The organism is Microcoleus sp. Pol17C6 (assembly GCF_036701145.1).
In the GTDB taxonomy this organism is placed as follows: Bacteria; Cyanobacteriota; Cyanobacteriia; order Cyanobacteriales; family Microcoleaceae; genus Microcoleus.
In genome coordinates this window covers 211,550-237,941 of the sequence record NZ_JAUBQH010000002.1, presented here as the reverse complement: position 1 = coordinate 237,941, position 26,392 = coordinate 211,550, and the positions used below count along the sequence as shown (strand labels likewise).

Annotated in this window: 20 protein-coding genes; 11 read left to right on the top strand and 9 right to left on the bottom strand. The window is 46.9% G+C overall.

The genetic code is table 11. From position 1 onward, the window contains the following. Nucleotides 1-35 precede the first annotated feature (35 nt). From recG to rpsB, 4 genes are all read right to left on the bottom strand, one after another. Nucleotides 36-2,549 carry an ATP-dependent DNA helicase RecG gene (gene recG / locus QUA25_RS02150; RefSeq protein ID WP_333035199.1) on the bottom strand — a complete coding sequence of 838 codons (2,514 nt, stop codon included), beginning with the start codon at nt 2,547-2,549 and terminating at the stop codon, nt 36-38. Nucleotides 2,550-2,796: 247 nt separating this feature from the next. Next, nucleotides 2,797-3,729: a hypothetical protein gene (locus QUA25_RS02145; RefSeq protein ID WP_333035197.1), complete on the bottom strand. Its 933-nt coding sequence runs from the start codon at nt 3,727-3,729 to the stop codon at nt 2,797-2,799. Between the two features lie 295 nt (nt 3,730-4,024). Continuing rightward, the gene (gene tsf / locus QUA25_RS02140; protein WP_006635114.1) at nt 4,025-4,684 is read right to left on the bottom strand and encodes a translation elongation factor Ts; all 660 of its coding nucleotides are present in this window, start codon (nt 4,682-4,684) and stop codon (nt 4,025-4,027) included. A gap of 322 nt (nt 4,685-5,006) precedes the next feature. Beyond that, nucleotides 5,007-5,837, bottom strand: coding sequence for a 30S ribosomal protein S2 (gene rpsB, locus QUA25_RS02135; RefSeq protein WP_333035195.1), 831 nt, complete (start codon nt 5,835-5,837; stop codon nt 5,007-5,009). Between the two features lie 432 nt (nt 5,838-6,269). Between rpsB and QUA25_RS02130 the strand changes: the two genes are divergently transcribed. The 4 genes from QUA25_RS02130 (at nt 6,270) to QUA25_RS02115 (ending at nt 11,198) form a co-directional block, all read left to right on the top strand. Then, a complete protein-coding gene (locus tag QUA25_RS02130; protein WP_333035193.1) occupies nt 6,270-8,474 on the top strand; it encodes a cation:proton antiporter domain-containing protein in 2,205 nt (734 codons plus the stop codon). A 137-nt stretch (nt 8,475-8,611) separates the two neighbouring features. Beyond that, nucleotides 8,612-9,115 (top strand): hypothetical protein, encoded by a 504-nt coding sequence (locus QUA25_RS02125; RefSeq protein WP_333035191.1) that lies wholly within the window; start codon nt 8,612-8,614, stop codon nt 9,113-9,115. 280 nt (nt 9,116-9,395) lie between these two features. Continuing rightward, nucleotides 9,396-10,022, top strand: a complete 627-nt coding sequence (locus QUA25_RS02120) for a DUF3038 domain-containing protein (protein WP_333035190.1) — start codon at nt 9,396-9,398, stop codon at nt 10,020-10,022. A 3-nt stretch (nt 10,023-10,025) separates the two neighbouring features. After that, on the top strand, nt 10,026-11,198 hold the full coding sequence (locus tag QUA25_RS02115; protein ID WP_333035189.1) for a DUF4335 domain-containing protein: 1,173 nt from the start codon (nt 10,026-10,028) through the stop codon (nt 11,196-11,198). A 175-nt stretch (nt 11,199-11,373) separates the two neighbouring features. Here the strand turns inward: QUA25_RS02115 and QUA25_RS02110 are convergent, their stop codons facing one another. Further along, entirely contained in the window at nt 11,374-13,449 is a 2,076-nt protein-coding gene (locus QUA25_RS02110; RefSeq protein ID WP_333035187.1) for an abortive infection protein, read from the bottom strand. Nucleotides 13,450-13,454: 5 nt separating this feature from the next. Next, entirely contained in the window at nt 13,455-14,126 is a 672-nt protein-coding gene (locus tag QUA25_RS02105) for a hypothetical protein (RefSeq protein WP_333035185.1), read from the bottom strand. Between the two features lie 247 nt (nt 14,127-14,373). On the opposite strand from QUA25_RS02105, the gene QUA25_RS02100 reads away from it, so the two are divergent. Beyond that, a complete protein-coding gene (locus tag QUA25_RS02100; RefSeq protein WP_333035183.1) occupies nt 14,374-15,309 on the top strand; it encodes an OmpA family protein in 936 nt (311 codons plus the stop codon). A gap of 165 nt (nt 15,310-15,474) precedes the next feature. On the opposite strand, the gene QUA25_RS02095 is transcribed toward QUA25_RS02100, so the two are convergent. Then, nucleotides 15,475-16,587 (bottom strand): AI-2E family transporter, encoded by a 1,113-nt coding sequence (locus QUA25_RS02095; RefSeq protein WP_333035182.1) that lies wholly within the window; start codon nt 16,585-16,587, stop codon nt 15,475-15,477. A 145-nt stretch (nt 16,588-16,732) separates the two neighbouring features. Between QUA25_RS02095 and QUA25_RS02090 the strand changes: the two genes are divergently transcribed. Next, nucleotides 16,733-17,689: an alpha/beta fold hydrolase gene (locus QUA25_RS02090; protein ID WP_333035181.1), complete on the top strand. Its 957-nt coding sequence runs from the start codon at nt 16,733-16,735 to the stop codon at nt 17,687-17,689. A gap of 306 nt (nt 17,690-17,995) precedes the next feature. Here QUA25_RS02090 and QUA25_RS02085 read toward each other — a convergent pair whose 3' ends face one another. After that, a complete protein-coding gene (locus QUA25_RS02085; RefSeq protein ID WP_333035180.1) occupies nt 17,996-18,238 on the bottom strand; it encodes a hypothetical protein in 243 nt (80 codons plus the stop codon). Nucleotides 18,239-18,351: 113 nt separating this feature from the next. On the opposite strand from QUA25_RS02085, the gene QUA25_RS02080 reads away from it, so the two are divergent. After that, nucleotides 18,352-18,543 (top strand): DUF433 domain-containing protein, encoded by a 192-nt coding sequence (locus QUA25_RS02080; RefSeq protein WP_333035178.1) that lies wholly within the window; start codon nt 18,352-18,354, stop codon nt 18,541-18,543. Nucleotides 18,544-18,593: 50 nt separating this feature from the next. Here QUA25_RS02080 and cysS read toward each other — a convergent pair whose 3' ends face one another. After that, nucleotides 18,594-20,102 carry a cysteine--tRNA ligase gene (gene cysS, locus QUA25_RS02075; RefSeq protein ID WP_333035176.1) on the bottom strand — a complete coding sequence of 503 codons (1,509 nt, stop codon included), beginning with the start codon at nt 20,100-20,102 and terminating at the stop codon, nt 18,594-18,596. A gap of 791 nt (nt 20,103-20,893) precedes the next feature. Between cysS and QUA25_RS02070 the strand changes: the two genes are divergently transcribed. The 4 genes from QUA25_RS02070 (at nt 20,894) to QUA25_RS02055 (ending at nt 26,288) form a co-directional block, all read left to right on the top strand. After that, nucleotides 20,894-22,243: a DUF4912 domain-containing protein gene (locus QUA25_RS02070; RefSeq protein WP_333035174.1), complete on the top strand. Its 1,350-nt coding sequence runs from the start codon at nt 20,894-20,896 to the stop codon at nt 22,241-22,243. Nucleotides 22,244-22,936: 693 nt separating this feature from the next. Further along, on the top strand, nt 22,937-24,253 hold the full coding sequence (locus tag QUA25_RS02065) for an ABC transporter substrate-binding protein (RefSeq protein ID WP_333035172.1): 1,317 nt from the start codon (nt 22,937-22,939) through the stop codon (nt 24,251-24,253). Nucleotides 24,254-24,444: 191 nt separating this feature from the next. Continuing rightward, nucleotides 24,445-25,353: a sugar ABC transporter permease gene (locus QUA25_RS02060; protein ID WP_333035171.1), complete on the top strand. Its 909-nt coding sequence runs from the start codon at nt 24,445-24,447 to the stop codon at nt 25,351-25,353. A gap of 71 nt (nt 25,354-25,424) precedes the next feature. Beyond that, the gene (locus tag QUA25_RS02055; protein ID WP_333035170.1) at nt 25,425-26,288 is read left to right on the top strand and encodes a carbohydrate ABC transporter permease; all 864 of its coding nucleotides are present in this window, start codon (nt 25,425-25,427) and stop codon (nt 26,286-26,288) included. Nucleotides 26,289-26,392: the final 104 nt, after the last annotated feature.

Genomic DNA, 26,392 nt, shown 5'->3' with positions numbered 1-26,392 from the left:
ATTATTAAAAATCCCGTTGCTGCGTTCAAAACTATCTAAGTCAAAATCGAGCCGCTCATCATCCGCTGATATCTCCGTTCCAACTCATCCCGCACTACCGGCCACTGATTCAAACTTTCATCATTCTCAATTACCATTTGAGCCGCCGCCCTCGCCAACTCCAAAACCTCCTGATCCTCCACCAAACTCGCCAAAGCAAAATCCGGCAAACCCGACTGCCGAGTTCCCAAAACCTGACCGGGCCCGCGCAATCTCATGTCCATTTCGGCAATAAAAAAGCCATCTTGAGATTGTTCTAAAACCTTCATTCTCTGCATGGCTTCCGCCGTTTTGGAACCGGGCATTAACAAACAATAAGAACGGTTGCTGCCCCGACCGACTCTACCCCGCAACTGGTGCAGTTGCGACAGTCCAAAACGCTCAGAATTTTCAATCAGCATTACCGTGGCATTCGGCACGTCTACTCCCACTTCTACGACAGTAGTAGATACTAAAATATCAGTCTCTTTGTCCCGAAACTTAGTAATTGCCTCATCTTTGTCAGCACTGCTCATTCTACCGTGGAGCAAACCCACCTTAAACTCAGGAAATACGCTTTTTTGCAGTTTCTCTTGTTCCTCAATTGCCGATCGCACGTCCAACTTTTCCGACTCCTCCACCAGCGGCAGCACCACATAAACTTGACGCCCGCTCGCCACTTCCCGCCGAATCAAATCGTAAGCTTGAATGCGTTCTTTTGCAGACAGTACAGTTGTTTGAATTGCCTGCCTGCCGGGGGGAAGTTCATCAATTTGACTCACATCTAAATCCCCGTGCAGCGTCAGGGCCAGCGTCCGGGGAATGGGAGTGGCTGTCATCGTCAAAACGTGGGGAGCTTCGCCTTTTTGCTGCAATTTAGCACGCTGCTGCACACCGAATCTGTGCTGTTCATCAATTACCGCCAACCCCAATTTATTAAAATTAACTGTATCTTGAATCAGCGCGTGAGTTCCCACTAAAACTGGCAATTCTCCGGTTTCTAATTGGTTGTGAATTTCGCGGCGCTTGGCTACTTTTGTGGAACCAGTTAACAGTTCGACAGACAAGTGCATCAAGTTAAACCAACCTACCAATTTGCGATAGTGCTGTTCTGCTAAAACTTCTGTCGGTGCCATTAAAGCGGCTTGATAGCCGGATTGAATTGCTGCTAGCATTGCCACGACAGCTACTACGGTTTTGCCAGCACCGACATCGCCTTGCACCAATCTGTTCATCGGTTGCGACGAAGCTAAATCGTTGAGGATGTCGTTAATTACTCTTTCCTGAGCATTAGTCAAGGCAAAAGGCAAGATTTCATAAAAATGTTCGATCAATTGGCCAGTAGGAAGGATGACTGCACTAGCTTGAGCTTTCCTTTGGGTTTGGCGGCGCTTTAAAAGTCCTAATTGCAGGTAGAAAAATTCGTCAAAAACTAAGCGGCGGCGGGCGGCGGCCAAACAATCTCGATCGAGCGGAAAGTGAATATTAGTCACGGCATCGGCTAAACCCATTAAACCGTAACGCTCGCGCAAATCTTCCGGCAGCGATTCCGGCAACATTTTCGCCGCCGGCATTGCAGCCAAGATCGATCGCCTCACCGAACCAGCATCGACCCCCTCCGTCAGCGGATAAACTGGTATCAGGCGACCGACTTTCATTGATTCGATCGCACCGCCGGAGTCGTCTAATACTTCTAACTCAGGATTTTCTAAAGTAATTCCATATTTACCCTGCTTCACCAACCCGGAAGCTGCCAGCACCGCACCAGTACAATACTCGCGCTTTTTGAATTCTTGCCAGCCGCGATTACTGTAGCGAGGGCCTGCAAAAAAACGACTAATTTTTATCTCTCCGGTGCGGTCTTTTAAAATTACTTCTAATATGGTTAATTTTTTATTTTTTGGGCTAGAAAAGCAATTGCAGCGCTTTACTTCGGCGATTAAAGTGACAGTTTCCCCGGCTACTAACTCGCGAATTTGTACTTGCTTGGCATAGTCGATGTGGTTGCGGGGATAGTAGTAAAGCAAGTCATATACAGTGTATAAACCCAGTTTTGCCAAGCGGTTGCCGTTGGCGGGGCCGATGCCGGTGACGCGGGTTAACTGTTGGTCGAGAGTCAGGCTGGGCGGTGGGGGTACTGTACTCAGGGGTGCAGTTCGGGGAACGGAAAGTGCTGGGGCGGTAGGTTCAGAAGCGTTAGCGTTTGCGGGTCTGACTTGTCTTGCTTGTTCTTGCTGGTGGCGAGTTTCTTGTTCCCAAACTTGCTCCATTTGCCTCAGAAAACTGACCGTAATGGCGATCGAATGTTGGCGCTGTTCGAGATCTTTCTGAGGGTAGATGTCAAATTCAGCGGCTAGTTGTCTGGCTCGATCGCGCGCCGAAGCCACCACACACCCTGCCAACTGTCTCAAACTCAGGCCCAGAAACTCGCTGAAGCGGTATTGACTGCCTTGGATGTCGTTAAATCCGCGATCGGCTTCTACTGAAAGAGCTTTTTGCAATCGCTGCCATTCTGGTCGATCGATAGTCATATCAATTTTAGATTTTAGATTTTAGATTTTAGATTTTAAATTTTAACTTTTTCTTTTAAGAAGCTTCCACCAAAAAAGTATAACACCGAGAAACCGGGTTTCTTTAAGAAACCCGGTTTCCAATAGCTTAAAAGTTGTACGTTTTTCCGACTTCCATCGGACTTCTTCCGGCTTCCTGACATCTGTTACATCCGTTACATCCGTTACATAATCCGTTGCCGAACTTCCTTCTTCCCTCAACATCCGATCAATCTTCAAACCAACTCGATCGCCAAGCCGACTCAGCCTCCACCACAGCGAGTTCCCGCTGCTTTTTCTGGTAATCGCGGCCCAGCGAGTTCAACTTTACAGACAGGTTACGAATTTGCTGGCGCCAAGCCGAGGTTCCCGCATCGGCAAACTCTATTTCCGATAGCCGCAGTTTAATCGCTGTAATGTGCAGCGCCCTACTACCAAAGGTGGCTGCCAATTTTCGCGATGCTGATGAGGCATCGGTTTCAATGATTAAGTTTAATAAGTTAGGCGGCCCGGCAACACTATCGCCGGAGGATTCAGCTTGAGAAGCAGCTTCTAGAACCGGTTCTGGTAATTGACTCGGCAAGATTCCCGACTGTTGCAGCAAGCGGTTGGTGTCGCGAGAAAGCAGCTTGAGTATATTGACGATCGACTTTTCAATACTATTTTGCCAGCGTGCCAAACTTTCAGGGGAATTGGCGTTTGGCAATTGATAATTTGCCAATGAAAATAGATAGTTAATGGCGGAAACTGGGTTTTTTTCCTTTTCGTCTTCTTCCTTGTCGTCTGCTTCGTCTTCCTCTTCTGGCTCTTCCTCGAAGTCGTCTTCCTCTATTTCTTCTTCCTCTTCCTCTTCCTCTTCCTCTATTTCTTCATCTGCTTGTGATTCAGTCACCAGCGATCGCAATTTTTCCTCCGACGCTGCGGCCAAAGCCCTTACAGACTGCTGCATTTTTTGCCTTCCCTCGAAGGACAACTTGAGAAACGACTCCGGTACTGCTTGAGTGCAAAGGTGATAGCAAGCCAAAATTAACTGTTGCCGCACCGCTTGTCCCAACGCAGTTAAATAACCTTCGTAGGTACTGCTAAACTCTAACTTCAAGGCTGCTAAAGCCTCTTCGAGTCCTGCCAAATCTTGCTCTATTCGCTCTCTTGGTCGCACCATATCTCTCGTATAAAATTAAAATAGGACTTATATCATTTCCGTTTACACGGGAATGATGTTGACGGTTGACTGTTGACCGTGAACAGTGAACAGTGAACTCTAATTTACTATTCCGATGCTAACGGATTTGATATTACGCAAGTTTTCCATTTTTACGCTGTCTGTAGTAGTAAGGTTTGCAGTGCCCACACTACAAATATAGTCTGTCCATAAGTCCTATAAAAATTAAAAATTAAAAATGCAAAAAATCAAGTTTTCACATTTTTAATTTTTAATTCTAAATCTTAAGTTGGGATTATTGAACACCCATTTGGGCTGCCACTTCATCGGCAAAGTTAGCTTCTACCTTTTCAATGCCTTCGCCCAAGACAAAACGCACGAAGCGGCGCACTTGGACATTTTCTCCAATTTGGGCGATCGTTTGTTTCACCAACTCTTCTACCGAGATATTCTGATCTTTAATAAAAGGCTGATCCATCAAAGATAACTCTTTCATGCGCTTCTCAATCCGCCCTAGAACAATCTTTTCTTTGATGTTTTCCGGCTTGTTTCCCAAGTCATCTTTGCCCATTTCAATTGCCTTTTCTCTTTCGACAACTTCGGCGGGGATATCTTCAACTTTCACGTATTCCACATTCGGGCAAGCTGCAATTTGCATCGCAATATCCCGCACCAACTTTTGGAATTCTTCGCGACGTGCCACAAAATCTGTTTCGCAGTTAACTTCCACCAGCACTCCCACGCGGCCGCCGGTGTGAATGTAGCTGCCTACAAGCCCTTCTGAGGCAACTCGTCCACCTTTTTTACCTGCCGAAGCCAGACCTTTTTTCCGCAGCCACTCAATGGATGTTTCCATATTGCCTTCGTTTTCAACGAGGGCTTTTTTGCAGTCCATCATGCCTGCGCCAGTTTTTTCGCGCAGTTCTTTAACAAGTTTTGCAGATATGTCCGCCATCTTCTTTAAGTTCCCAATCAAAATTAGTTATTAGTCATTAGTCATTAGTCATTAGTCATCAGTCATTAGTCACTAATTTTAATGTTAATGATTAGACCAGAGTGAAAAAATACCCAGTCGATCTTAGTACCGACTGTGTAGGTGTAGCGCCAGAATTAATTCTGGCGCTGACACAATGAATGCTTTTGCCAGAGCTCTACTAATGACTTAGACTCGTGCTATGTACAATTAAAAATTAAAAATATCCAACTAAAAATAATTATTATTTTTAATTTTCAATCTTTAATTTTTAATTTCCTGGTGTCAGAAACCGAGGGCAATACTAGCTCTCGGTTTCTTCGCCCTCGGCTTCAGCGGCGTCGTCGGGATCTACATAATCGGGGTCATCCAATTCTTCGATTTCGACATCATATTCAGCGCCTTCGTAACCACCTTCGTAGTCGTAGTCTTCCTCAGAGTCGCCGCCCTGCTGACCGTGACGACCTTCGTAGATGGCATCAGCTAACTTGCCGACAATCAGCTTGATCGATCGAATAGCATCGTCATTCGCCGGAATCGCAATGTCCACCAAATCCGGGTCGCAGTTGGTATCCAACAGAGAGACGATCGGAATTCCCAACTTTTGGCATTCCAACACCGCATTATACTCGCGGCGTTGGTCTACCAGCACCACTCCGTCGGGAATCTTCCGCATAGATTTAATCCCGCCCAGATATTTCTGGAGTTTTGCCATTTCTCGGCGCAGTACCGAAGCTTCTTTTTTCGGCAGCAAATCGAGGGCGCCGATTTCCTCGCGACGCTCCAAATCCTTGAGGCGCTCAACGCGGGACTTAATCGTCGTCCAGTTGGTGAGCATTCCCCCCAGCCAGCGCTGGTTGACGTAATAAGCACCGCAGCGTTGAGCTTCTTGGGCTACAATTCCTGCAGCTTGGCGCTTCGTACCCACGAACAAAAACTTTTTGCCTTTTTCTGAGGCAACTCTCATGTACTCGTAGGCGTCTTCCATAAGCTGAGCTGTTTGCACGAGGTCAATGATGTGAACCCCGTTGCGCTCTGTAAAAATGTATGGAGACATTTTCGGGTTCCACCGACGGGTTTGGTGTCCGAAGTGAACCCCTGACTCTAACATTTGAGCCAAACTGACTACTGGCATTGTATTTTTAACTCCTGATTCGGGTTAATCCTCCACCCGGTCGTATTTCTGAAGGTTTGCGCCCTCGAAACACCCGAAAACCCGGATGTGCGAATTTAAACAACTTTTCTAGTTTATCACAAGCGCGCTACTTTTTCTGACAATCTGATATCCGTAGGGTTGGCTTGGCACCCGGATGTGAGATTTAATGGGCGGGTTGGGTGCGGGGTGTGCACGCTGCGGTTAAAGTTACTTGCAAGAGCTTCTTAAAAACAAAAAATCCAGGTGGAAGGTTGCCAAAGCCTTTGTTCGCTTGTGAGAGAATGGCGTTGTTGGTGCGCCTCTTGTGCGTTCTACCTTCGATCGAGCTGGTATCCATTTTTTTCTCGGCAATTCAGTCAGCTTTAGTAGCCTGCCCTCTCGATCTGCAAAAATCCCAAAGCTAAAAACGCCATGCCCATACCCATTCTCGTTCTGCTTGAAGTTCTAATTGTCATCGCACTTTCGAGACTTGTAGGTTTAGGATTTCGAGCGATCAAACAACCTCAAGTCATTGGAGAAATTGTAGCAGGAATTATGCTTGGGCCTTCTCTATTTGGCTTAGTTGCACCAGATTTAGCAACAGCACTTTTTCCAGCCGAAGCCGTTCCCTTCCTCAACGTGCTATCTGAGGTGGGGCTAATATTTTTCATGTTTTTGATTGGTTTGGAACTGAATCCCAAGTATCTCAAAAGCAATTTAGATATAGCGATTTTAACTTCCCACGTCAGCATTCTAGTGCCGTTTTCTCTAGGAAGCTTGCTAGCGCTGCTGCTGTATCCCATCGTTTCAAATAATAGCGTTTCGTTTACAGCCTTTGCCTTGTTTTTGGGCGCTGCCATGTCAATTACTGCCTTTCCAGTGTTGGCAAGAATTATTACGGAACACAATTTGCAGAATACAAAATTGGGGACGCTGGCCCTGACTTGCGCTGCAGTTGACGATGTGACAGCTTGGTGCTTGTTAGCGGTGGCGATCGCAGTTACTCGTACTAATTCGATGCTCGGTGCTTTGCCGACAATTATTGCATCTTTAATTTACATCGGTTTCATGCTGACTGTAGTCCGCTGGTTCTTGCAGCGGCTTTCCAAGCAGTACAACCGCACGGGTAGATTAACACAGTTAGTGCTTTCGGGAATTTACATGGGAGTTGTAGCTTCTGCCTTAATTACTGAATGGATCGGCATTCATTTAATTTTCGGTGCATTTTTGCTGGGTGCTGCCATGCCTAAAAATGCGGGATTAACCAGAGAATTAGCAGAAAAAACCGAAGACTTTGTACTAATATTTCTGCTGCCAATATTTTTTGCTTACAGCGGCTTGCGGACTCAAATCGGCCTCCTCAACAGTCCAGAATTGTGGCTGCTGTGTGCCGCAGTTTTAGGAGTGGCTATTATTGGGAAATATGTCGGCACTTACGTTGCGGCCAGAGTTTGTGGCATCAGCAACCGCGAAGCTTCAGCGCTGGGATGGCTGATGAATACTCGCGGTTTGACTGAACTAATTGTGCTGAATATCGGTCTTTCGCTGGGCGTAGTTTCGCCGCTGCTATTTACGATGTTAGTCATCATGGCGTTAGTGACAACTTTTATGACTTCGCCACTGTTGGAGTGGACTTATCCAAAACGGTTAATTAGATTAGATATTTCAGAAGTTAACTCTGAGGATTCAGAATTAGAAGATTCACAAATTGCTGACAGCAGCGAAGAAACTGCTAACAAATTGCTGCCCACTTATCGAATTTTAGTACCTGTTGCCAATCCCAGCACGCAGAAAGGTTTACTGCAACTAGCGGTAGCGCTGGCCCAGCCGGCTGCTGGTATGGGCGGTGATGATTTAAAGTCGGCGGCGGTTCATCCTCTGAGTTTGATAGAATTAAATGATGACTATGCCTTTGAAAGTACGCCGGCAGAAGCCGATCGCATTATTCAAGAGCGTCGCTCGAAATTATCAGAATTGATTGATACTTTGGAACTGCCGGAGGCGCGGAAATTGGTACATCCCATCATTCGGATTACTAATGATGTAGCCCGGGAAACGGCACAAATTGCCGAGATCGATCGCGCAGATTTGATTTTAGTAGGATGGCACAGGCCTACTTTTACCAGCAACCGTTTGGGAGGACGTGTCGGCCAAATTCTCAGCAACGCTAAGGTGGATGTAGCAATTTTTGTTGACCGAGGTCGCGAAAAATTGAATAACTTGTTAGTACCTTACGCGGCAAACATTCACGATGATTTGGGGTTAGAATTGGCGCTGAGACTGTTAGTTAATAGCGAGGAACGCCGTTTGACGGTGCTGCGGGTGGCGGTTGACGGGGAAGCTGAAAATGCTCTGAGTTATGAGTTTCAGCGAGTGATGGATCAGTTGCCGGTTGATGTGCGAGCGCGCATTGAAACTCCTATTGTGGAGGCTGCTGAGCCAATTCAAGCAGTGGTGGCTGCTTCTGCTAATGCTGATTTGACTATTGCGGGTACGAGTCGGGAATGGGGAATTGAGCGCCAAACTTTGGGACAGTATACTGATGAATTGGCGGTGCAGTGTCATTCTTCGCTGCTGATTGCGCGGTGTTACGTTAAAGTGCGATCGCACTTGGCATCGGTACTTCCTCAAAGGTAGTCAGTTGACTGTTGACTGTTGACTGTTGGCAGTTGTTATTAGTTATTAGTTATTGGTGAGTTAGTACCAATGCCCAATGCCCAATGCCCAATGCCCAATGCCCAATGCCCAATGCCCAATTACTAATTACCAAGATTATGAATCATTTAAGCCTCAAATCGCTGGCATTTTACGGGATTGCGATCGGCTCTGTTTTGCTGCTGTTTAAATTAGTGAGTGCTTACGGCGAATCAAATTTAAAGGCGGCTCCGGCAATTGGGGGAAGTTATCGCTTCGATGCTAAAAGTTTGCCAGAATGTCTGAAGTCTGATGTTTTGGTATTGACAATCGAGCAATCGGGTGTTTATTTGAGCGGTAATTTGCGATCGGGCAGCAGGGAGGGCAGGGAAAAAACAGCCCAGGAGAAACCTTCTCTATTTGGTAAGTGGGAAACTCAAGGATTGAACTTGTCGGGTACGGTTGCTAATTTAGCTGGTTGCAGCGACTCCACAGCAACGGGTCAAAACAGTTCTGTTAAAATGCGCGGAATTGTGGAGCAAGAAAGCCTCAAGGGAAAAATTAGTCTAACTGATAAGACGGCGGCTACTGATTTTACGGCTCAAAGAGAAGCGGCGGTGCAACCCCAAAAGCAGGAACATTGATTGATCCCAATAGAGAATAAGAAATGGGAAATGGGTAATTCTTTGTCGCTTTCGGACTCTTCCCTTCACTCCTCATGAACCAAGGAATCACAAAGTGGCGGCGGGGTTGGGGGAGTGGGCGATCGAACTCCCGCCGCCGGAGCTCGCCTGTGACGGTCGGTTGCTGCTAAATTAGAAAATATACCTAAAAGTCAATGATAAAAATAAAGTATCCCAGAGAAGTTCTTGGTTGAGAATTTGTCTTGCTTAAGACCCCCCGTGCCCGTATAGTTTGTTTGGAATGGATGTTGCCGTGATATTAATGCCGTCAGAAACTTCGCTTACCCAGTCAAACCCGTTAATTTTAGACAGTTTGCCAGACTTGTCGCCCTCCGATGGGGGATGTCCCCGCCGAGCCAGATTGCAAATTGACTTGATGTTGCTGGCGATCGAAGCCTTGTATCTCGGAGGTGCGGAAGAAATGCTGGCCGTGTCAAAGGACCTGGAATTGGAATCAATTATCAAAAATCGGGTTGCCCTTTGGCTGATGCGGAATACTAACCCGCTGAGACGCTACACCCAGCGCCGCTCCCTTACCATTGTGGAGGCAAAAGCGCTGGTGGCGATCGCCTGCAATATGGCGCGCAAGTTAACCGCCACAATTCGGCAGTTGCTGCTAGACTCGCAGCAGTTGCGATCAAGAAATCTCCCCCTCAACCAGAACCAGCCGCTGGCCGAGTATTTAGAACGCTTTAGAGCTCACTTTCGATCGCGCATGAACCCCAAGCGATCGCTAGTTGCAGCTTACGATTCCGACGACAAGCTCAACGAACTAGCTTTGAACTTGTTGAGCAAACTGCTATTTTGTACAGGCACAGCCGGAATGCAGCGCTTCTGGGTTAGCCTGTTTGATGGAGAAGTTGAATAAAAAATGACTATTAGGCGTCAGTACAGTCTGCCAAATTGCACCCTAGTTCTAGAAGGGTTGAGCGATGGTTCGGCAGCCAGCCAGTTAGATATACGGCCGGTGCTTTCCATATTAATGAGCGCTGAATGCTATGTGAAAGGTCTCGGCGAGCCCCTGACGGGGGGGCGGGAGTTTTTTGAAAGCTTGGTGAGGGCCGTCAGCAGCTACGCTCAAGAATTTATGAGCGGAGTGCATTATCCCGATCGCTACGGCCCGAATGCGGGTATGGTGCAGTTACACAGAATTGACGGGAACTTGCACCGGTTGACCGTTCTACCCGCCTCCACAGGCAGCGCAACCCAAATCGATCAAAAAACAGAACTGTCGGCAAAAGTTGATTTGACGACGGTACAGCTATTTGACTTGGTAGAGGCGATCGATCAGTTTTTTGCCGACACGCAGACGCTGCCGGAATTGTCGCTGCAATTAACCCCTATTTCCAGGCGTTATATCAAGTCTGCCGAACCTTTGGCGAAGCGGAGTTTGCCTGCTGTCGTGGGGGTGTCGAGTTTGGCTTTGGCTGCGATGGCATTTTTCTTGGTGCCGGTGCCGGAAGTCCAGCGCCAGAGAGATCCGGTGCCGCAGCCCAATCCTGCGGGCCAGAATCAGGGGACGCCGAATCCGGGCGGATCGGGTTCGCCTAATCCCAATCCCACGCCCCCTGCTGACGGTTTGCTGCCCGGGACTCAAACTCCGAACGCTGGATCGCTTTCGCCGACTCCGATCCCCGCGCCGCAGCCTGACGCTTCACCTAGCCCCACACCGCAGTCGAGCACTTCGCCGGAAAGCACGCCCAGTCCTGTTGCTGAAGGTTTGGCAAGCCCAGAGGTGGCAGCCGTGCCAATTACCGATCCAGGGGAAATAGACCTGTTGAGGGGCAAACTTTCCCAGCAAATTGATGGAGTTGTGAAGGATCAGCCTCCGGTTGATGCGGAGTTGGTTTATCGGGTGAGTGTGGCCCAAGACGGGGCGATTGTCGGTTACAAGCCGGAAAATTCGGCAGCAGTCGAGAGATCCGAAACGCCTTTGTCGGAGTTGCTTTACAAACCGGTTGGCACCAGGCCACCTGCGGAACCACTGGCTGATTTCCGCGTAGTTTTGGCACCAGACGGCACTGTTCAAGTCACTCCTTGGTAATGGTTGATTGTTGACTGTTAACGGTTAGCGGTTGACTGTTAACGGTTGACTGTTGACTGTTGACTGATACCAAATCCCGCTTAAATGTTCCCTCAATCTCTTAGTCTGTGGAGGCAGACTGGGTTTTTATAGTAGCGATTTCAAGATCCGAATCATCTACAAACCGATTACTGATTCAAAAGCCTGTTGGTGCAAGTGGCTCAATGTCTGGGTCAAATCCTCCAACTTGATTAGTGCGAATTATCCACAAAAATGCTCCCTGTTTTAAGAAAATTTTGGCTATTTCATCTTGGGTGCGCCTGGGCAACATTGTGCGGTAACTAATAGCAGCTTTTATCAGGTTCACTATACCCACAAAAAAGGTTTTTTTCAATTCCGCATCAATCCCTGCCAATCTTGGATTTTTCTGCCAATCTGGACGGACAATGCCGAGGGGCATTAATACTTTTTCTAAACTCTCTCCTAAAGCTACTAACTGGTGAAACCTTTGGGTTTGTGCGTCGGTGGGATGTGTTTTCAACCAGTCTTGAATCTGAGGATTTGACTCGACTTCGGAAGTAATTTTTTTAATTGTCGCGTAAATTGCCTGACTTGAATCTTGGACGCAAGAAGTTGCTGGCGTGACTAAACTTGCGCCGGTGCCGTCTCCGCTGCGGTAGCGGGCCATCATGATATCTAGTTGCTGGTTTAATTCGGTTAAAGGCGACAAGGTGATGCCGTCAAAATCGTAGTCGTAACACACGCAATCTAATTTACAGATGATATCGCAAACCGGGCGATCGCCCAACCAGCCGCGCTGCAAGTCTCCCATGTAGCTTTGCCATTTGCTGGAACCGGCAACAATTCCGTCGGGATTGTGGGCGTAAACTTGTTTGTATTCTATGTCAAAACGCAGTTCGCTGGTAAAGCGATCGCGCACTACTTTTGCTACTCCCAAAGCAAAATGTCCGGTGACAATTCCCAGCGGTGGCCGTTCGCCTTTTTTGCCGCCGATACCCCCGAAACTGTGAATCACTATCCCGATATCTCCTTCTTGCCAAGGAGAGATGGAAGCGTTTTCTGTAGCATCATTTGGCGTTAACAATACTCTTTTTACTTGCCCTTTTTGGGCGGGTGTATTTTCCCAATTTTGGCTGTTTAAATAAGCGATAGATTTTTTCAGTCCGAAATGTGTTTCATCTGGTGTTAATTGGGCAATTTTGCGGGGTTCGATTGCCTGCACTACAAATATACTGTCTTCGTCTCTTTCGCCGTAAATGTACCAGCCGTCTGGATTTAAGGGGGATTGTTCGATCAGGTGATTGGTAGACCTCGCTACGCCATTTTTGTCTGGCTGTACTTGTGGAATCCGAATAATTTCGGCGGCGCCGTCAAATTGTTGAGATGTTTTGTTGAAATGCCGGACAATAAATTTGTCGCTGTCGGCTTCTTTTCGCTTTAAAATTGAGACTAAGGCGCAGAAACGTCCGATAATTTGTACTGGTTCGCGATCGATCGTGAGTTCCTGGCGATCGCTGCTGCTATAATTAATCGCTATCACCGGCCTGCGTAGCATCACAGTAACGCTATCTTCGACTCTGCTACCTGCTAGAGTTTCTAAAGGGCCTACATTTCGCCAGCCGTTCAATCTATCTGGATGGATGTTGCCAGATTTTTGACTTTTTTTAGTTTCTTGTGTGAAGTTTATATCTTGACTGACTGCGTGGACAAAAAACTGTACTTCGCGATTTGTACTCCATTTCAAAAATGCTGTTTTGCCAATGAAATTTTTATATTTTTTTGGGGCATTTATTACTTCCAAAAACACTGTCCCGTAGGGCTGGCGCTGTTCGTTTGAGGGCAAAATTAAGCGCCCGTGCCAAAGGGCGATCGGCTTGTAGAGATAGGCAACTGATTCTGAATTTTCGCAGATTATCTCCGGCTGAAGCGAGCTTGAAATAGCGCTTTTGCCTCCAAAAATAGTAGCAGTTAAATTGCCGTCACTTTCTACAAATCTGGGTTCTAAAAAAACTTGTTCAGGTTGTGAAATATTAGCGGTTAAATGACCAGTATTTCTTGTGAACGATCGCCTAAAGAGGTGATGCTTCTCGAATTTTGCCTGCAACCAATTGAGGAAAATGCGAATAAAAATAAACGCTGTTAAACCAAAAACAACAGCTAAAATAATCAGCCCCAGGGTCAAAATGAATTGGTTGAAAGACTGACCTGACAGTAAAAAAATGGTTGGCCCGATCCAAGGCAATGCCGCCATAATATCTAAAAACGAGTTTTAGGTTCGATCCAGTCTGTGCTGGCTTGACTGCCGAAAACTAAGGGTTTGTCCTCGGTGACTGCTACCGTTTGCCCTGTCATATCAACTGCACAAAGAGGCCAAGATCGATCGCCCAAATTGCCGGCGCGGAACAGAACTTGTCCGGGACAAACTTGACTCCAACCCAACAATACAGCATGAGTGTAAAGACTGCGAGCGGGAGCAACGGTATAAGTGTAATTATCATTTTTGTCCCAAATGACACCGTAGTCGGACATATCCGAAGAGTTGAAAAGTGCTTCAAATTCGCGGGCGAGAATGCGGGAACCGTCTTGATTCCAAGAAACAGGCACTAAAATGGCGATCGTCCCGGACATATCTGTATCATCGCTAGCATACATCCCACTTTCGGCCAGTGGCGATGCAGCGGCCACTGTTTGCAGTTCCCCGGTTTTGAGATTTTCCACAAACATGACACTGCTAACCCGACACCGGGAGAATTCCGGCTGTACTTGCAACTCAATTCGACTGTAAGCTGCGTATTGGCCGTTCGTTGAAACTAGGGATGGACTGCGATAATAGCGGAGGCCTGTGCCGGCAGTAGAACTCACTTTAGCATGAGTGGCAGTAATCCATTCCCAAGGAACGGGATAAGGGCTATTTAAAGGGTCAGTCATCGGTTTTTTTTCCAAAAATTTTACTGAATTATCCAACAGATTCACGCTGGCACGCAACGGATTAGACACCCGGTTTCTGCCTCGATGCTTCGCCACTAAACCCCCGATTTATAGAAACCGGGTTTCTTTTTGAGATTTTAGATGGGAGGATAAATCTCAAATCTCAAATCTCAAATCTCAAATTTCCAATCGGATAGGTAAGATAGTATCGAAATTAATCTGGTATGTACACCGAGAGGGATGAAATATGACGCGATCTTTTAACCAAAAACCTTCAATCCCCCCCACTCGCGTCTCCCAGTCGCGGGGAAAAGGTTTGCTTGTACTGTCGCTGATTTTTCGACTGCTGCTGCTGGGGGTGGGCAGCGGTTTTGCGTGGGTTTTGGGGATGACGATCGCTCAAATTTATCCGTCAGGCGCGACGGAAATGCCGCTGGCAGAGAGATTGCTGCGTGTAACTCAAAATTTGACCTCCAGCCCGAAACGCGCCCCAGCAACGCCAATTCCGGCGCTTCCGCCACCAACGGCTACACCGACTCCCCAGTCAAAAGTTAGTCCTGCCCAGAGAGAGAAATTGCAGTCGGATTTGAGACAGTTGCAGGGCGAACTCAACGCCCTGATTGGTCGCACGGCGGCTTTGGAGAGTCAGTTGGGCAGCAGCCGCCCGACGGAAACTTTGGAAAAGCGTTTGCAGTTGATGTCGCGGGAATTAGCGTCGCCGGAAACGGCGGCAAGTGTTGCCCCTGCTTTACCGGCGATCGGCAGCAGCCCCAGTCTGAACCCTGAAACGGTGAATACTGCGCCACAGAATGCCAATAATCCGGTGTTTGGGGGGGATGGGCTGATGGTGACTCTGCCCAGCGATGTTTTGTTTGATACTGGCAGCATTTCTTTGCGCGCGGGAACAAGTGCGATTTTGGACAATTTGGTGGCCGAGTTGAGTAATCACGAGGGGGCAACTGTGCGGGTTGCTGGCCACACTGACGACGCGGGGGAAGCGGCGGACAATCGCAATGTGTCGTTTGCGCGGGCTCAGGCTGTGGTGCAGTATTTGTCTGGTGTGCTCGGTCAGAAGTATCATTGGGTAGCGATCGGCTATGGGGAAAGTCGCCCTTCGGTGGATAATAGTTCCGATACTAATCGGCAGCGCAACCGTCGCATTGAAGTGGCAATTAGTCCTTAGTCAGCGGACTTGTGGATACTAGATTTATTGCATGAATCTTTGATTGATAGTCAACCGCAGATGTAAGGCAGATAAACACGGATAAACGCAGATAATTTCCACAGAGGTGAGCGAATGCTTGCAATTGGAGTCTACTGTGTTGAATTCTCAAGGCGTAAGCTGCTGTTACGCTGAAGGTGTCAGAGGCGGCAAGTCAGAATTATTTTTAGCCTGATCTATTGCCTCTCGATGTTCGCTCCTAAGTTTGGGTTTTAAATACAAGTTCTCAATCAAAGCTGCCACTCCCGCAAACCAAGGTGGCACAATTACAGCTCCAATAATTCCTAATACTTGAACTCCTCCCAATACAGACAGCAATTGATATAAAGGATGCACACCAACCGATGAACCAACTAGCAAAGGATCGAGGACGTAAGTTTCTAAATTCTGGATAATTACAAATAACAGTAATACCCACACAAGTACCCAGCCACCTTTAGCTAAAGCTACGATTAATGCTGGTACTGCTCCTAACACTGGGCCGATGAAGGGAATCAAGTTGGTAACACCTGCGATCGCACCCAAGCCTAAAGCAAATTCCGGCATTCCCAAAATGCTCAAACCTGTGGTAATAAATATCCCTAAAATGCCCGAAACTAACACTCGCCCGCGAATATAACTCCCCATTCTTTGACCAATTGGCGCCGCTTGTGCGGCTAATCTTGTGTCCCAAGGTTTAGGGAAAAATTGCACCAAACTTTTGATTAATGTGTCGCTGTCGGCAACCATGTAACCTGAAATAAATAATGCTAAAACTAGGCTGAAGACCCCGCCTAGAATGCCTCTCGTTAAACTGTACGATCGCAAAACCAGTTGTTGGCTCGATCGAATCAGCCAATTAGTCAGGGATTGAGTGTCAACCAACTGACCCACCAGAGTTGGGGCATCGTCGGTTAGGCGACTCAATACATTAGTTGCCACAGTTCGCAAACTTTCGACATAAACTGGTAACTGCCGCAGCAGCAACTCTATTTGTTCGATGACCGTCGGCCCTATTAATACTACCGTCCCGCTAAATCCGCCGATGAGAGTTAAATAAACCATAATCACCGCCAGCCAACGGGGAGCCCGCATGGTTTCTGCCCAATTCACGATCGGGACGATCGAAGCAGCCAGCACGACTGATATCATTAGAATTACTAGCAGGCTCCGCAATTGCCACAGCAGCACTAGCAGCAAGGACGATGCTACAATTAGCAGCAAGTTAGGTAAAGAAATAGTTATCCGCTGTTCTGACATAATTAAGTAATCAAGGTTTGTATTGGCGCTTATGTCATCCCGCAGAGCGGGTTTATTTATATTCTCATTTCCCAAATATATGTCGGGTAAAACCCGCACCTACTCATATTATAATAAAAAGTAACATCGGTTCAAAAAAAATAATATGCAACCCCCATATTCAACCCAAGATTTATCCACCATTTCGTCTATAAAGTCACCAACGCTGTTTTACGAATGGCAAAACTATCGCTGTGCTTATGATGTTTATAACCCAACTACTGTGACAGAAGATAGCATCCCTTTGTTATTAATTCATCCGATAGGAGTGGGTTTGTCAAGAATCTTTTGGCATAGATTTTGTGAGAGTTGGTACCAAGCAGGGAACAGTAATCCGATTTACAATCCCGACCTTTTGGGCTGCGGCGATTGCGAAATGCCGGCTGTGGCTTGCTATCCTGACGATTGGGCCGCACAGTTGCAATATTTCTTGGAAAGTGTAGTAAAAAAACCTGCGATCGTCCTAGTGCAAGGTGCTTTACTGTCTGTAGGCTTGGCTTTAGCAAAAATGCAGCAGGAAAGCGGCTCAAATTTAATTCGCGGGTTAGTTCTCGCAGGGCCTCCCGCTTGGGCTGTGATGAACAAACATTCGACAGAAAGACAGCAAAGAATTGTCTGGAATTTGTTAAATTCTCCATTGGGAAACGCTTTTTACCGCTACGCCAGACGCGCTGAGTTTTTGCGTTCTTTTTCTGTGAAACAACTGTTTGGCGATGCGGCAAAGGTTGACAGCGAATGGTTGGATGCTTTGCAGGCTGGGGCGGCAAATCCTGACAGCAGACACGCGGTTTTCTCGTTTTTAGCGGGGTTTTGGCGCCAGGATTATAGCGGTACGATCCAAAAGTTCGATCGACCCGCACTTATTGTGATGGGAGAAAAAGCCTCAAGCATCAGTCAAGCGGGTAAAGAAGAGAAACCGGATGAAAGATTAGCGCAATATTTAGCCCATTTTCCCAATGCGGAAGGTTTATTAATGCCGGGGCGCAATGTTTTACCTTATGAATCCACCGCAGAATTTGTCGTGGCTGTTGCGGAGTTTGTGGATAAGTTAAATAAAAATTAACTCTATTTGTGGAGTTATTATCTAATAATAACTGACACAGTTAATAGACTTCATCAGGTGTCCCGATGTCGAGTAAAACAATGACTTCACTATTTGTTTCCGTATCCTATTCAATCGAGAACACAATCCGACAATTATAGCCGCAAGAGCAGGACTGAAGACCATCAAGTTTGCCACCTAGTTTATGAGTACCTAGGTTGGGAAAAAATACATCTGCTTCCATTTGTTGAAGAGAGTCTTCAATACGTTGCTGGAGGTCAGGATTTCGTTTGACAAACTTGCGGAATGCTCGTTTGAATTTGGGAGTCAGAACCAGTGGTCTCCTGTTTCGGGATCGTCCAAAGACTGGCGTAATGTTGAAATAACATCCTCGGCTGACTGCTGTCGGAATTTGCCTTTACGGAAATCAGCTAAGGTTTGTTGAGCATCCGCAGCTATTTCGGGGCGGATACTCTCGCGGTGACGGTTTTGCAGGATTTTGATCAGCATTTCCTGCTGTTCGTAGGACAGTTGTAAAGCAGTTTCTAGCACTTGGTCGAGGGTATTCATAGAGCTAGGCTATTACCTCTAAGGTTGAACAACTTGCGAAGTTTAGTAAATTGTATCGCTTATTCCAAGACTAGGCTAAACTTCAAGAAAAATGCACTAAACAAGGTCTTGTCATGAGCGATCGCAAAATCATTACGATCGAACCAGGTAAACGCGGTGGAAAACCTTGCATCAGGCGAATGCGAATTACCGTGTATGATGTGTTGGGCTGGCTGGCTGCGGGAATGTCTCAGGCAGAAATTCTGGACGATTTTCCAGAGTTGACGGAGGAAGACATTAGAGCGTGTTTAGAATTCGGCGGTTGAAACCGCTTCTTGTCAAACATAGTCTGCGGAGGCAGACTATGAATTTAGTTTCAACCCCGATGCCAGATGGTTGTACCATCCTTTTGATCGATCAGAGTAATGCCCCGATCCTTAAGTTCGTTGCGAATGCGATCGCCCTCAGCAAAATCCCTCGCCTTTCGGGCATCTTTCCGCTTCTGAATCATCGCCTCAATTTCCCCATCACTCAAACCGCCAGCCGCATCATTGCTATCACTTTCCGGCTGAACTTCTAAACCCAAAACCCCTGCCAAAGTTACCAAAGTCACCCATTTTTGCTGCAACAATTCCGGCGAAATTTCTGTTTTGCCTTGATGCACTAAAACATTGCTTTCCTTGCCCAATTCTTTGGCTAATTCAAACAGCACAGTCAAAGCAGCGGGAGTATTAAAATCATTATCCATAGCTGCTTGAAATTGCTGGGCTAATGTGCTATTCTCTTCAGTCAATTTATCAATTTTCTCAACATCCCAACCCAGTTTAGATCCGTGTTGACTGCCAAAAAGTAAGCCTTCCTTAAGAGTGTGCCAGCCATTTTTAGCGGAGGCGATCGCCTCTTCGGTAAAATCAATTTGACTCCGATACTGCGCCATGAACACAAACAGCCTCACTGCCATCGGTTCCACCGCTTTTGACTTCTCGCTTCCTTCCAAAGCTGTATCCCCCGACCAATTCCCATCCAACAAATCGCGAATTGTAATAAAATTGTGCAAAGATTTCGACATTTTTTTGCCGTTGACAGTCACAAAAGCATTGTGCATCCAATAATTAGCAAGTGACTTGCCCGTCGCGGCTTCAGATTGAGCAATTTCATTCTCATGGTGGGGGAAAGTTAAATCGGAACCGCCGCAGTGAATGTCAATAGTTTCGCCCAAGCAATCGCGCACCATCGCCGAACATTCGATGTGCCATCCGGGGCGACCTTTTCCCCAAGATGAATCCCAAGCAGGTTCACCGGGCTTAGCGCTTTTCCACAGGGCAAAATCAGAGGAATCTTGCTTTTTTTGAGATTCTATTTCTGCGGTTTCCAATCTACCGCTAGCCCCGGCTTGCATTTCTTCCAACTTGCGACCGGAAAGTTTTCCGTAATCGGGAAATTGCCTCACGTTGTAGTAAACGTCGCCGCCGGAAGCATAGGCATAACCTTTATTTTCTAATTCGTGAATCAGCCGTTTAATCCCGTCCATTGTATGGGTGGCGCGAGGATATTCATCTGCCCTGAGAATATTTAGCTTGTCCATATCTGCAAAATATTCATCGATGAAGCGTTCCGCCACAGCTTCCATTGTGGAATTAGTTTCGCGGGCGCGGTTGAGAATTTTGTCGTCAATATCTGTAAAATTCTGCACGTAGCGCACATCGTATCCCCGCCACATTAGATAACGCCGCACCATGTCCCAAACAATGTAAGCGCGGGCGTGGCCGACGTGGCAGTAATCGTATACCGTAACGCCGCAGCAATACATCCGCACCTTTCCTGGTTCGATGGGTTCAAAAGGTGATTCGCGACGGGTCAAGCTGTTGTAAAGCGTTAGAGTCATTCGATTTTAGATTTTAGATTTTAGATTTTAGATTTTACAAGATTTACGCAGAACGTCTATGTGTAGGGTGTGCAGTGCCCACCTTATCTGTTTGAGTAGCGCGTCAAACCATTTTTGCGTTCAGGACTGTTGGTTTGTAGTTGCGATCGCCCGTTAGCGAAGCTTGCATAAGACAATCGCCCAACTGCCAGCCTAGCAAATTTTGTACTAAATTTCCTCTATCCATAGTACCGCCCCAGCCGACTCAATCTCAAATCTAATTCATGTCAGAGAATCTTGACAATAGTTTCCGAGACGATCCCCGCAAGCGGAGTATTGTCAAGATTTCATGACAATCTGATCCCCAAAATCACGAAAATGCGTATAAGTACCCAGGATTGAGGGAAAAGACCCCTTGACCCGATCGCAATTTGTCTGCAACATTAAGTCATGACAAAGCGATCCCAAAGAAATGCTTGGATTAAGCACCCCTGGGAGTCGAATAGCGCGTGTGCTGCAAGCACAGCGTTGCTAGCAGCACCGATCGCACTCACAAAATCGATCTTGTCAACCAAGAATCGACAGATAAAGCTTTATTTAGATCGGGCGGTGCGCGCAGAAGCCAATAAGTCCAAACCCCGATCGCATGGGGGACAAGACAAGCTAAAAACAAGCAAGGCTTCAAAGGTTGGAGAGATTTGGAAGCTCGATAATATGTGGATTTAAAAGAGTTTCTAACTCAAAAAGTCAACACATTTGTGTTGAAAGAAAAAAATCTAACCCGCCATCCTAAATTAGTGGAGAACCAACTCATGGCAAAAGAACGCCCACCATTAGAAGAGATGACTTTGCGACAACTCCGCAGAGTGGCTAGCGAATGTGGAGTCTCTCGCTACAGCCGGATGCGGAAATCGCAACTTCTGGCATCAATTCAAGAAATTCAACGCACCAAATTTTCCTACAGCCCATCTCGCAAACTAGAGGCACAAGAAGCAGTGGAAGCAGCAAAGTTTGAACTCGGTCAAGAAGATAGAACAGGCGGTTCTTTGTCGTCTGTAGATGAAGGTTTAGCAGATTTGCCCAACGGCTACGGCGAAAGCCGGGTGGTTTTAATGCCCCGCGACCCTGAATGGGCCTACACTTACTGGGACATTCCCAACGATCGCAAAGAAGAATTGCGTCGCCAAGGAGGACAGCAACTCGCCCTGCGGATCTACGACGTTACAGATGTTAACCTCGACATTCAAAGCCCGCACAGCATTCAAGAATATCCCTGTGACGAACTGGCGCGGGAATGGTATGTGCCAATCCCCGTGAGCGATCGGGACTACGCGATCGACATCGGCTACCGCTGTGCAGATGGCCGCTGGCTGGTATTAGCTCGATCGGCTGAAGTCCGCGTTCCTCCCGTCTATCCCAGCGACTGGATTGAAGATCAATTCATCACCCTCGACTGGGAAGAAGAATTGCAGGGCAAAACATTCGCGGAACTGGTTCCTCCGGCCAAGAAACTCGCACAAGCAGTCAATGGCGGTGGTTACACCACCAGCAACGCCATCTACGAACAAATATTCGGCATGGCAGAATCTGCCGAAGCCCTGCGCGTAGCGGGTTCTGTCTTCGGTTCCATGCAGCACGTCGCCGGTTCCGTCCAGCAAGTCGGCATCCACGAACAAGCTCTCAGTTCCTACGTGTTCCCCTCCGGCGTCGGAATGTGGGCGGCTCCCACCATGTCCGGCCTCACCGCGTCGGGTGTCGGTATGTCCGGCCTCACCATGTCTGGTGTCGGTATGTCCGGTGTCGGTATGTCCGGTCTCACCATGTCTGGTTTTGGTATGTCCGGTGTCGGTATGTCGGGAGTTGGCTTCGCCGCCCCGATGCGCCCCCGCCAGTTCTGGTTAGTTGCTGATGCCGAACTGATCGTCTACGGGGCCACCGAGCCTGACGCTACCGTCTACGTAGGCGGACAGCCGATTAAACTCAATGCTGACGGCACTTTCCGCTTCCAGATGTCCTTCCAAGACGGCTTAATCGACTATCCGATTTTTGCAGTAGCAGCAGACGGCGAACAAAACCGCGCCATCCACTTGAAATTCAACCGCGAAACCCCAGAACGGCGCACCAATACCAAGCAGGATGCTGTTGTGGAATGGTTGGGCTAATCGCAAAGGTCGATCGAGCAACGGGCGATCATGCAGGTTTGTGCCAATTTTTTAACCATCACAAGGCATAGCTTCAGCCGATCGTGATTTGTTAAGGTTAATCCCAGACAACAACCCATAACACCCCCTATACACCGTTCTCCTGTTTTGAGGAGCGGTGTTTTTTGTATTTAGGACTTACTTGAAAACCGGGTTTTTATAGTAGAATAGCTCGTCGATTGGGCGATCGACAAAAGTTATACCAATGCTTAAAAGTACGGATAAATATAGATTGTATGCGAGCATCTGTAGGGACTTAGGTCAAGCCTAAGTCCCTACTTTGTTTCATCTGAGATATTGCACAATTCTCAATTACTTGTGTAGGAAAAGGCTTTCCGGCCTGTTCCACAAGAGATGAATTTCATTGTGGAACAGGCCGAAAAGCCTGTTCTTGACAATAGTGCAAGATGTGAGTTTCATCCGATTGACAACTGCTAGCTTAGAGAACTTTCTCAATATCTCTCTATAGATAGATGTGTACTTAACTCCCCTTCGACAGAGTTAAAACAAAATTTGCATTCTTCAGTCAAGCATTATTAAGTAAGCTAAAGTTTACTTAAATTTTTATTGCACAAACTCGCTAAATCCAGCGAAACAAAAGAAAGCGAGTTATGAGAGAAAGAAGGCGATCGCACTGCCATTTCTCAAAAGCAAATGCAAAAAATAAATTCCCCGCAGCAACGAAGCCAGAAGCGTCCCCGTCTTTTAGCCTTATTTGCTGTCACATTAGCCGCCGTCTTGCTTTTATTTATTCTGCCGGCACTGACTCAACAGCCAGTAGTGCTCACCATGTTAATGCAAGGTCAAGACCTTGTTAACTGGAAACCCTTTGTCAAAGAATTTGAACAGAAAAACCCCGACATTCGCATCAACCTCATAGAAGGGCCTTTCGACAGCAACCTCATAGAAAATCTGTACACATCTGCCTTTCTTTTAGGTGAATCGCCCTACGACATCATCAACATGGATATTGTTTGGGTTCCCAAATTTGCAGCTGCAGGTTGGGTAAGCGATTTGACAGACAGAATTCCCCCCGAACAACTATCAAAATTCATCCAAGGTAACGTCGAAGGCGGGCGGTATCGGGGCAAACTTTACCGAATTCCCCATGCTTCCGATGCCGGAATGCTTTATTACCGCAAAGACATTTTAGAACAAGCGAAAATTCCAGCCCCGAAAACCTTTGAAGAGATGGTAAAAATCTCTCAAAACTTGCAAAAACAGGGAAAAGCAACTTGGGGTTATCTGTGGCAAGGTAAACAATATGAGGGAGTATCTGCGATGTTTGTTGAAGTGCTCTCCGGTTTCGGCGGCTTCTGGGCTAACCCGCAAACTTTTGAAGTTGGGTTAGATAAACCGGAGGCAATTAAAGCAGTGGAATTTCTCAAAAATACGATCGCCTCTGGCATTTCTCCTCCGGGTGTCACCACCTACGGCGAAGAAGAAACCAGGCTTTTGTTTCAAAATGGCAAAGCGCTGTTTTTGCGAAACTGGCCGTATGTTTGGAAGCTGGCAAATGCCGAAGGATCGAATGTTAGAGGCAAAATTGCGATCGAGCCAATGCTCAGCAGTACCGGTCAAACAGGCGGTTCCTGCTTGGGCGGCTGGGGCTGGGGAATTGCCAAAACCTCAAAACATCCAGAACAAGCGTGGAAAGCAATTCAGTACCTTACCAGCGAGGAAACACAACGCAAATTTATTTTACAAACAGGTTTAGTTCCCAGTTACAAATCCCTATTTATTAACAAAGAAATAGTCGCAAAATATCCCCACTACCCGCAACTGCTAAAAGTAGTGGAACGGTCAGCTTTGCGCCCGCCCCTGGCACAATACGCTCAAGCTTCTGATATTTTGCAGCGTTATTTGAGTTCAGCTTTTACCGGGAGAATGAGTGCAGAACAAGCAATGAAAGCAGCAGCTAGCGAAACTCGCAATTTATTAGGCAGTTTAAAACAACCCCAAGCTTCTTAACTTCTTGCTTTCAGATCAATCCCCCTAGTTAATAAGGAGGGGACTGGAACTTCCAAACTTTTAAAAAAAAGTAAGAACGGGAACGTTCAAAGTCCTCCTTATTAAGGGGGATTTAGGGGGATCGAGACTCGGCTGCAAGCGAGAGATACAAACTCCCTCTTATTAAGATCAAACGAGAAAAAGGTGAGAATATGCAATTAGACAAGATGCGACAGCGCGAACAAACAACCGGATGGATATTAGTAGCACCAGCTTTGATAATTCTGCTGCTAGTATTTGCTTACCCAATATTGCGCGCTTTTTGGCTGAGTTTATTCACCCAAAACCTCGGTACAGAATTAAAACTGGTTTTTTCCGGTTTTGCTAACTACAGTCGAATGTTAGGCGACGGGCGTTTCTGGCAAACTTTAGGCAACACCACAGTATTTACTGTCGCCTCTGTTTTACTGGAATTAATTCTCGGCATGGGCATTGCCTTAGTCTTAAATCAATCTTTCGTAGGGCGTGGCATTGTTCGCACAATTTCCCTACTACCTTGGGCGCTACCGACAGCATTAATGGGAGTAGCTTGGGCGTGGATTTTTAACGACCAATACGGCGTAATTAACGACATTTTAATGCGTTTGGGATTGATTCAAAATAGCATTAGCTGGCTGGGAGATCCGATTTTGGCAATGATGGCAGTGATTACAGCGGATGTGTGGAAAACTACGCCCTTTGTCAGCTTGCTTTTACTAGCAGGATTGCAGTCAATTCCCGGTGATTTGTACGAAGCACACGCGATTGACGGCGCCAGTAGCTGGCAGAGTTTCCGTCAAGTTACTGTACCCCTGCTGATGCCCCAAATTGTGATTGCTTTGCTGTTTCGATTTGCCCAATCTTTCGGCATTTTTGACTTGATTCAGGTGATGACGGGAGGGGGACCGGCGGGTGCAACCGAGACGGTTTCTATCTACATTTACAGCACGGTAATGAGGTATTTAGACTTTGGGTACGGGGCGGCTTTGGTGGTGTGTACTTTTTTGATGTTAGTGGCAGCAGTTGCGATCGCCGCTTACCTGTTATCGAGAACCCGCACCAATGCAGCAGGAGGAAACTAAGACGATTTTAGATTTTAGATTTGGGATTTTAGATAACCAACAGTTGCACTTTTATTTCCTTGGTATAAATTATGGCGATCGCCCGCGAACAACCCACGAAAAAAACCTTTAACATCCGGCAATTAATCTTGCCAATCTCAGCGCTCTTAATTGTCGCCTATTTCCTCGCACCTATTATCTGGCAGGTGCTAACTTCTTTCAAAGTAAATGCAGATATTTCAGCGATTCCCAACATCTACATTCCCAAACGAATTACTTTCGAGCATTACCTGTCGCTGTTCCAACGTCGCCCGTTTGCTCTTTATATTTTAAATAGCGCTTTTGTTTCCATTACTTCAACATTGCTGTGTTTAGCAGTAGGCGCTCCAGCAGCTTACGCTTTAGCCCGGTTGCGGTTGTGGGGCGAGAGAATCATTCTGGCAACTGTGACGATTGTAACGCTATTTCCGGCAGTTCTGCTATTTTTGGGACTGCTGGAAATTGTCAAAGCTTTGGATTTAGGCAATAATTATTTAGCATTAATTATTCCTTACACTGCGATCAATCTGCCGCTGACAATTTTGGTGATGCGGAGTTTCTTTCAACAGTTACCAAAAGATTTGGAAGATGCCGCTAAAGTAGACGGATACAACACTTTCCAAATGTTGTGGCAAATCGTGCTACCGATGACATTTCCCGCGTTAGTCACAACAGGAATTTTGACATTTATTTCAGCTTGGAACGAGTTTATTTTTGCACTAACATTTATGACTCGTGAATCTCTAAAAACAATCCCCGTCGCCACGGCTCAACTCAGCGGGGTGTCAGTATTTGAGATTCCTTATGGCCCGATCGCCGCAGCTACCGTTTTGGGAACTTTGCCCTTAGTTTTTCTGGTTTTGGTGTTCCAGCGGCGCATTGTTCAGGGTTTAACCGCGGGGGCTGTAAAAGGATAGTTTAGAACTCGTTCCTAGGCTCAGCCTGGGAACCGATATCTAGAGGCTCTGCCTCGCTTTTTAAACAATAAAATTGGAGGCAGAGCCTCCGGATATGCGTGACC

What these genes read in the sequence shown, in the direction of transcription:
- cysS (WP_333035176.1), bottom strand. Translation starts at nt 20,102, where the DNA reads ATGACTCTAACGCTTTACAACAGCTTGACCCGTCGCGAATCACCTTTT.
- recG (WP_333035199.1), bottom strand. Translation starts at nt 2,549, where the DNA reads ATGACTATCGATCGACCAGAATGGCAGCGATTGCAAAAAGCTCTTTCA.
- QUA25_RS02120 (WP_333035190.1), top strand. Translation starts at nt 9,396, where the DNA reads ATGGATGTTGCCGTGATATTAATGCCGTCAGAAACTTCGCTTACCCAG.
- QUA25_RS02060 (WP_333035171.1), top strand. Translation starts at nt 24,445, where the DNA reads ATGCAATTAGACAAGATGCGACAGCGCGAACAAACAACCGGATGGATA.
- QUA25_RS02125 (WP_333035191.1), top strand. Translation starts at nt 8,612, where the DNA reads ATGAATCATTTAAGCCTCAAATCGCTGGCATTTTACGGGATTGCGATC.
- QUA25_RS02065 (WP_333035172.1), top strand. Translation starts at nt 22,937, where the DNA reads ATGCAAAAAATAAATTCCCCGCAGCAACGAAGCCAGAAGCGTCCCCGT.
- QUA25_RS02055 (WP_333035170.1), top strand. Translation starts at nt 25,425, where the DNA reads ATGGCGATCGCCCGCGAACAACCCACGAAAAAAACCTTTAACATCCGG.
- tsf (WP_006635114.1), bottom strand. Translation starts at nt 4,684, where the DNA reads ATGGCGGACATATCTGCAAAACTTGTTAAAGAACTGCGCGAAAAAACT.
- QUA25_RS02070 (WP_333035174.1), top strand. Translation starts at nt 20,894, where the DNA reads ATGGCAAAAGAACGCCCACCATTAGAAGAGATGACTTTGCGACAACTC.
- QUA25_RS02115 (WP_333035189.1), top strand. Translation starts at nt 10,026, where the DNA reads ATGACTATTAGGCGTCAGTACAGTCTGCCAAATTGCACCCTAGTTCTA.
- QUA25_RS02110 (WP_333035187.1), bottom strand. Translation starts at nt 13,449, where the DNA reads ATGGCGGCATTGCCTTGGATCGGGCCAACCATTTTTTTACTGTCAGGT.
- QUA25_RS02095 (WP_333035182.1), bottom strand. Translation starts at nt 16,587, where the DNA reads ATGTCAGAACAGCGGATAACTATTTCTTTACCTAACTTGCTGCTAATT.
- QUA25_RS02090 (WP_333035181.1), top strand. Translation starts at nt 16,733, where the DNA reads ATGCAACCCCCATATTCAACCCAAGATTTATCCACCATTTCGTCTATA.
- QUA25_RS02080 (WP_333035178.1), top strand. Translation starts at nt 18,352, where the DNA reads ATGAGCGATCGCAAAATCATTACGATCGAACCAGGTAAACGCGGTGGA.
- QUA25_RS02130 (WP_333035193.1), top strand. Translation starts at nt 6,270, where the DNA reads ATGCCCATACCCATTCTCGTTCTGCTTGAAGTTCTAATTGTCATCGCA.
- rpsB (WP_333035195.1), bottom strand. Translation starts at nt 5,837, where the DNA reads ATGCCAGTAGTCAGTTTGGCTCAAATGTTAGAGTCAGGGGTTCACTTC.
- QUA25_RS02145 (WP_333035197.1), bottom strand. Translation starts at nt 3,729, where the DNA reads ATGGTGCGACCAAGAGAGCGAATAGAGCAAGATTTGGCAGGACTCGAA.
- QUA25_RS02105 (WP_333035185.1), bottom strand. Translation starts at nt 14,126, where the DNA reads ATGACTGACCCTTTAAATAGCCCTTATCCCGTTCCTTGGGAATGGATT.
- QUA25_RS02100 (WP_333035183.1), top strand. Translation starts at nt 14,374, where the DNA reads ATGACGCGATCTTTTAACCAAAAACCTTCAATCCCCCCCACTCGCGTC.
- QUA25_RS02085 (WP_333035180.1), bottom strand. Translation starts at nt 18,238, where the DNA reads ATGAATACCCTCGACCAAGTGCTAGAAACTGCTTTACAACTGTCCTAC.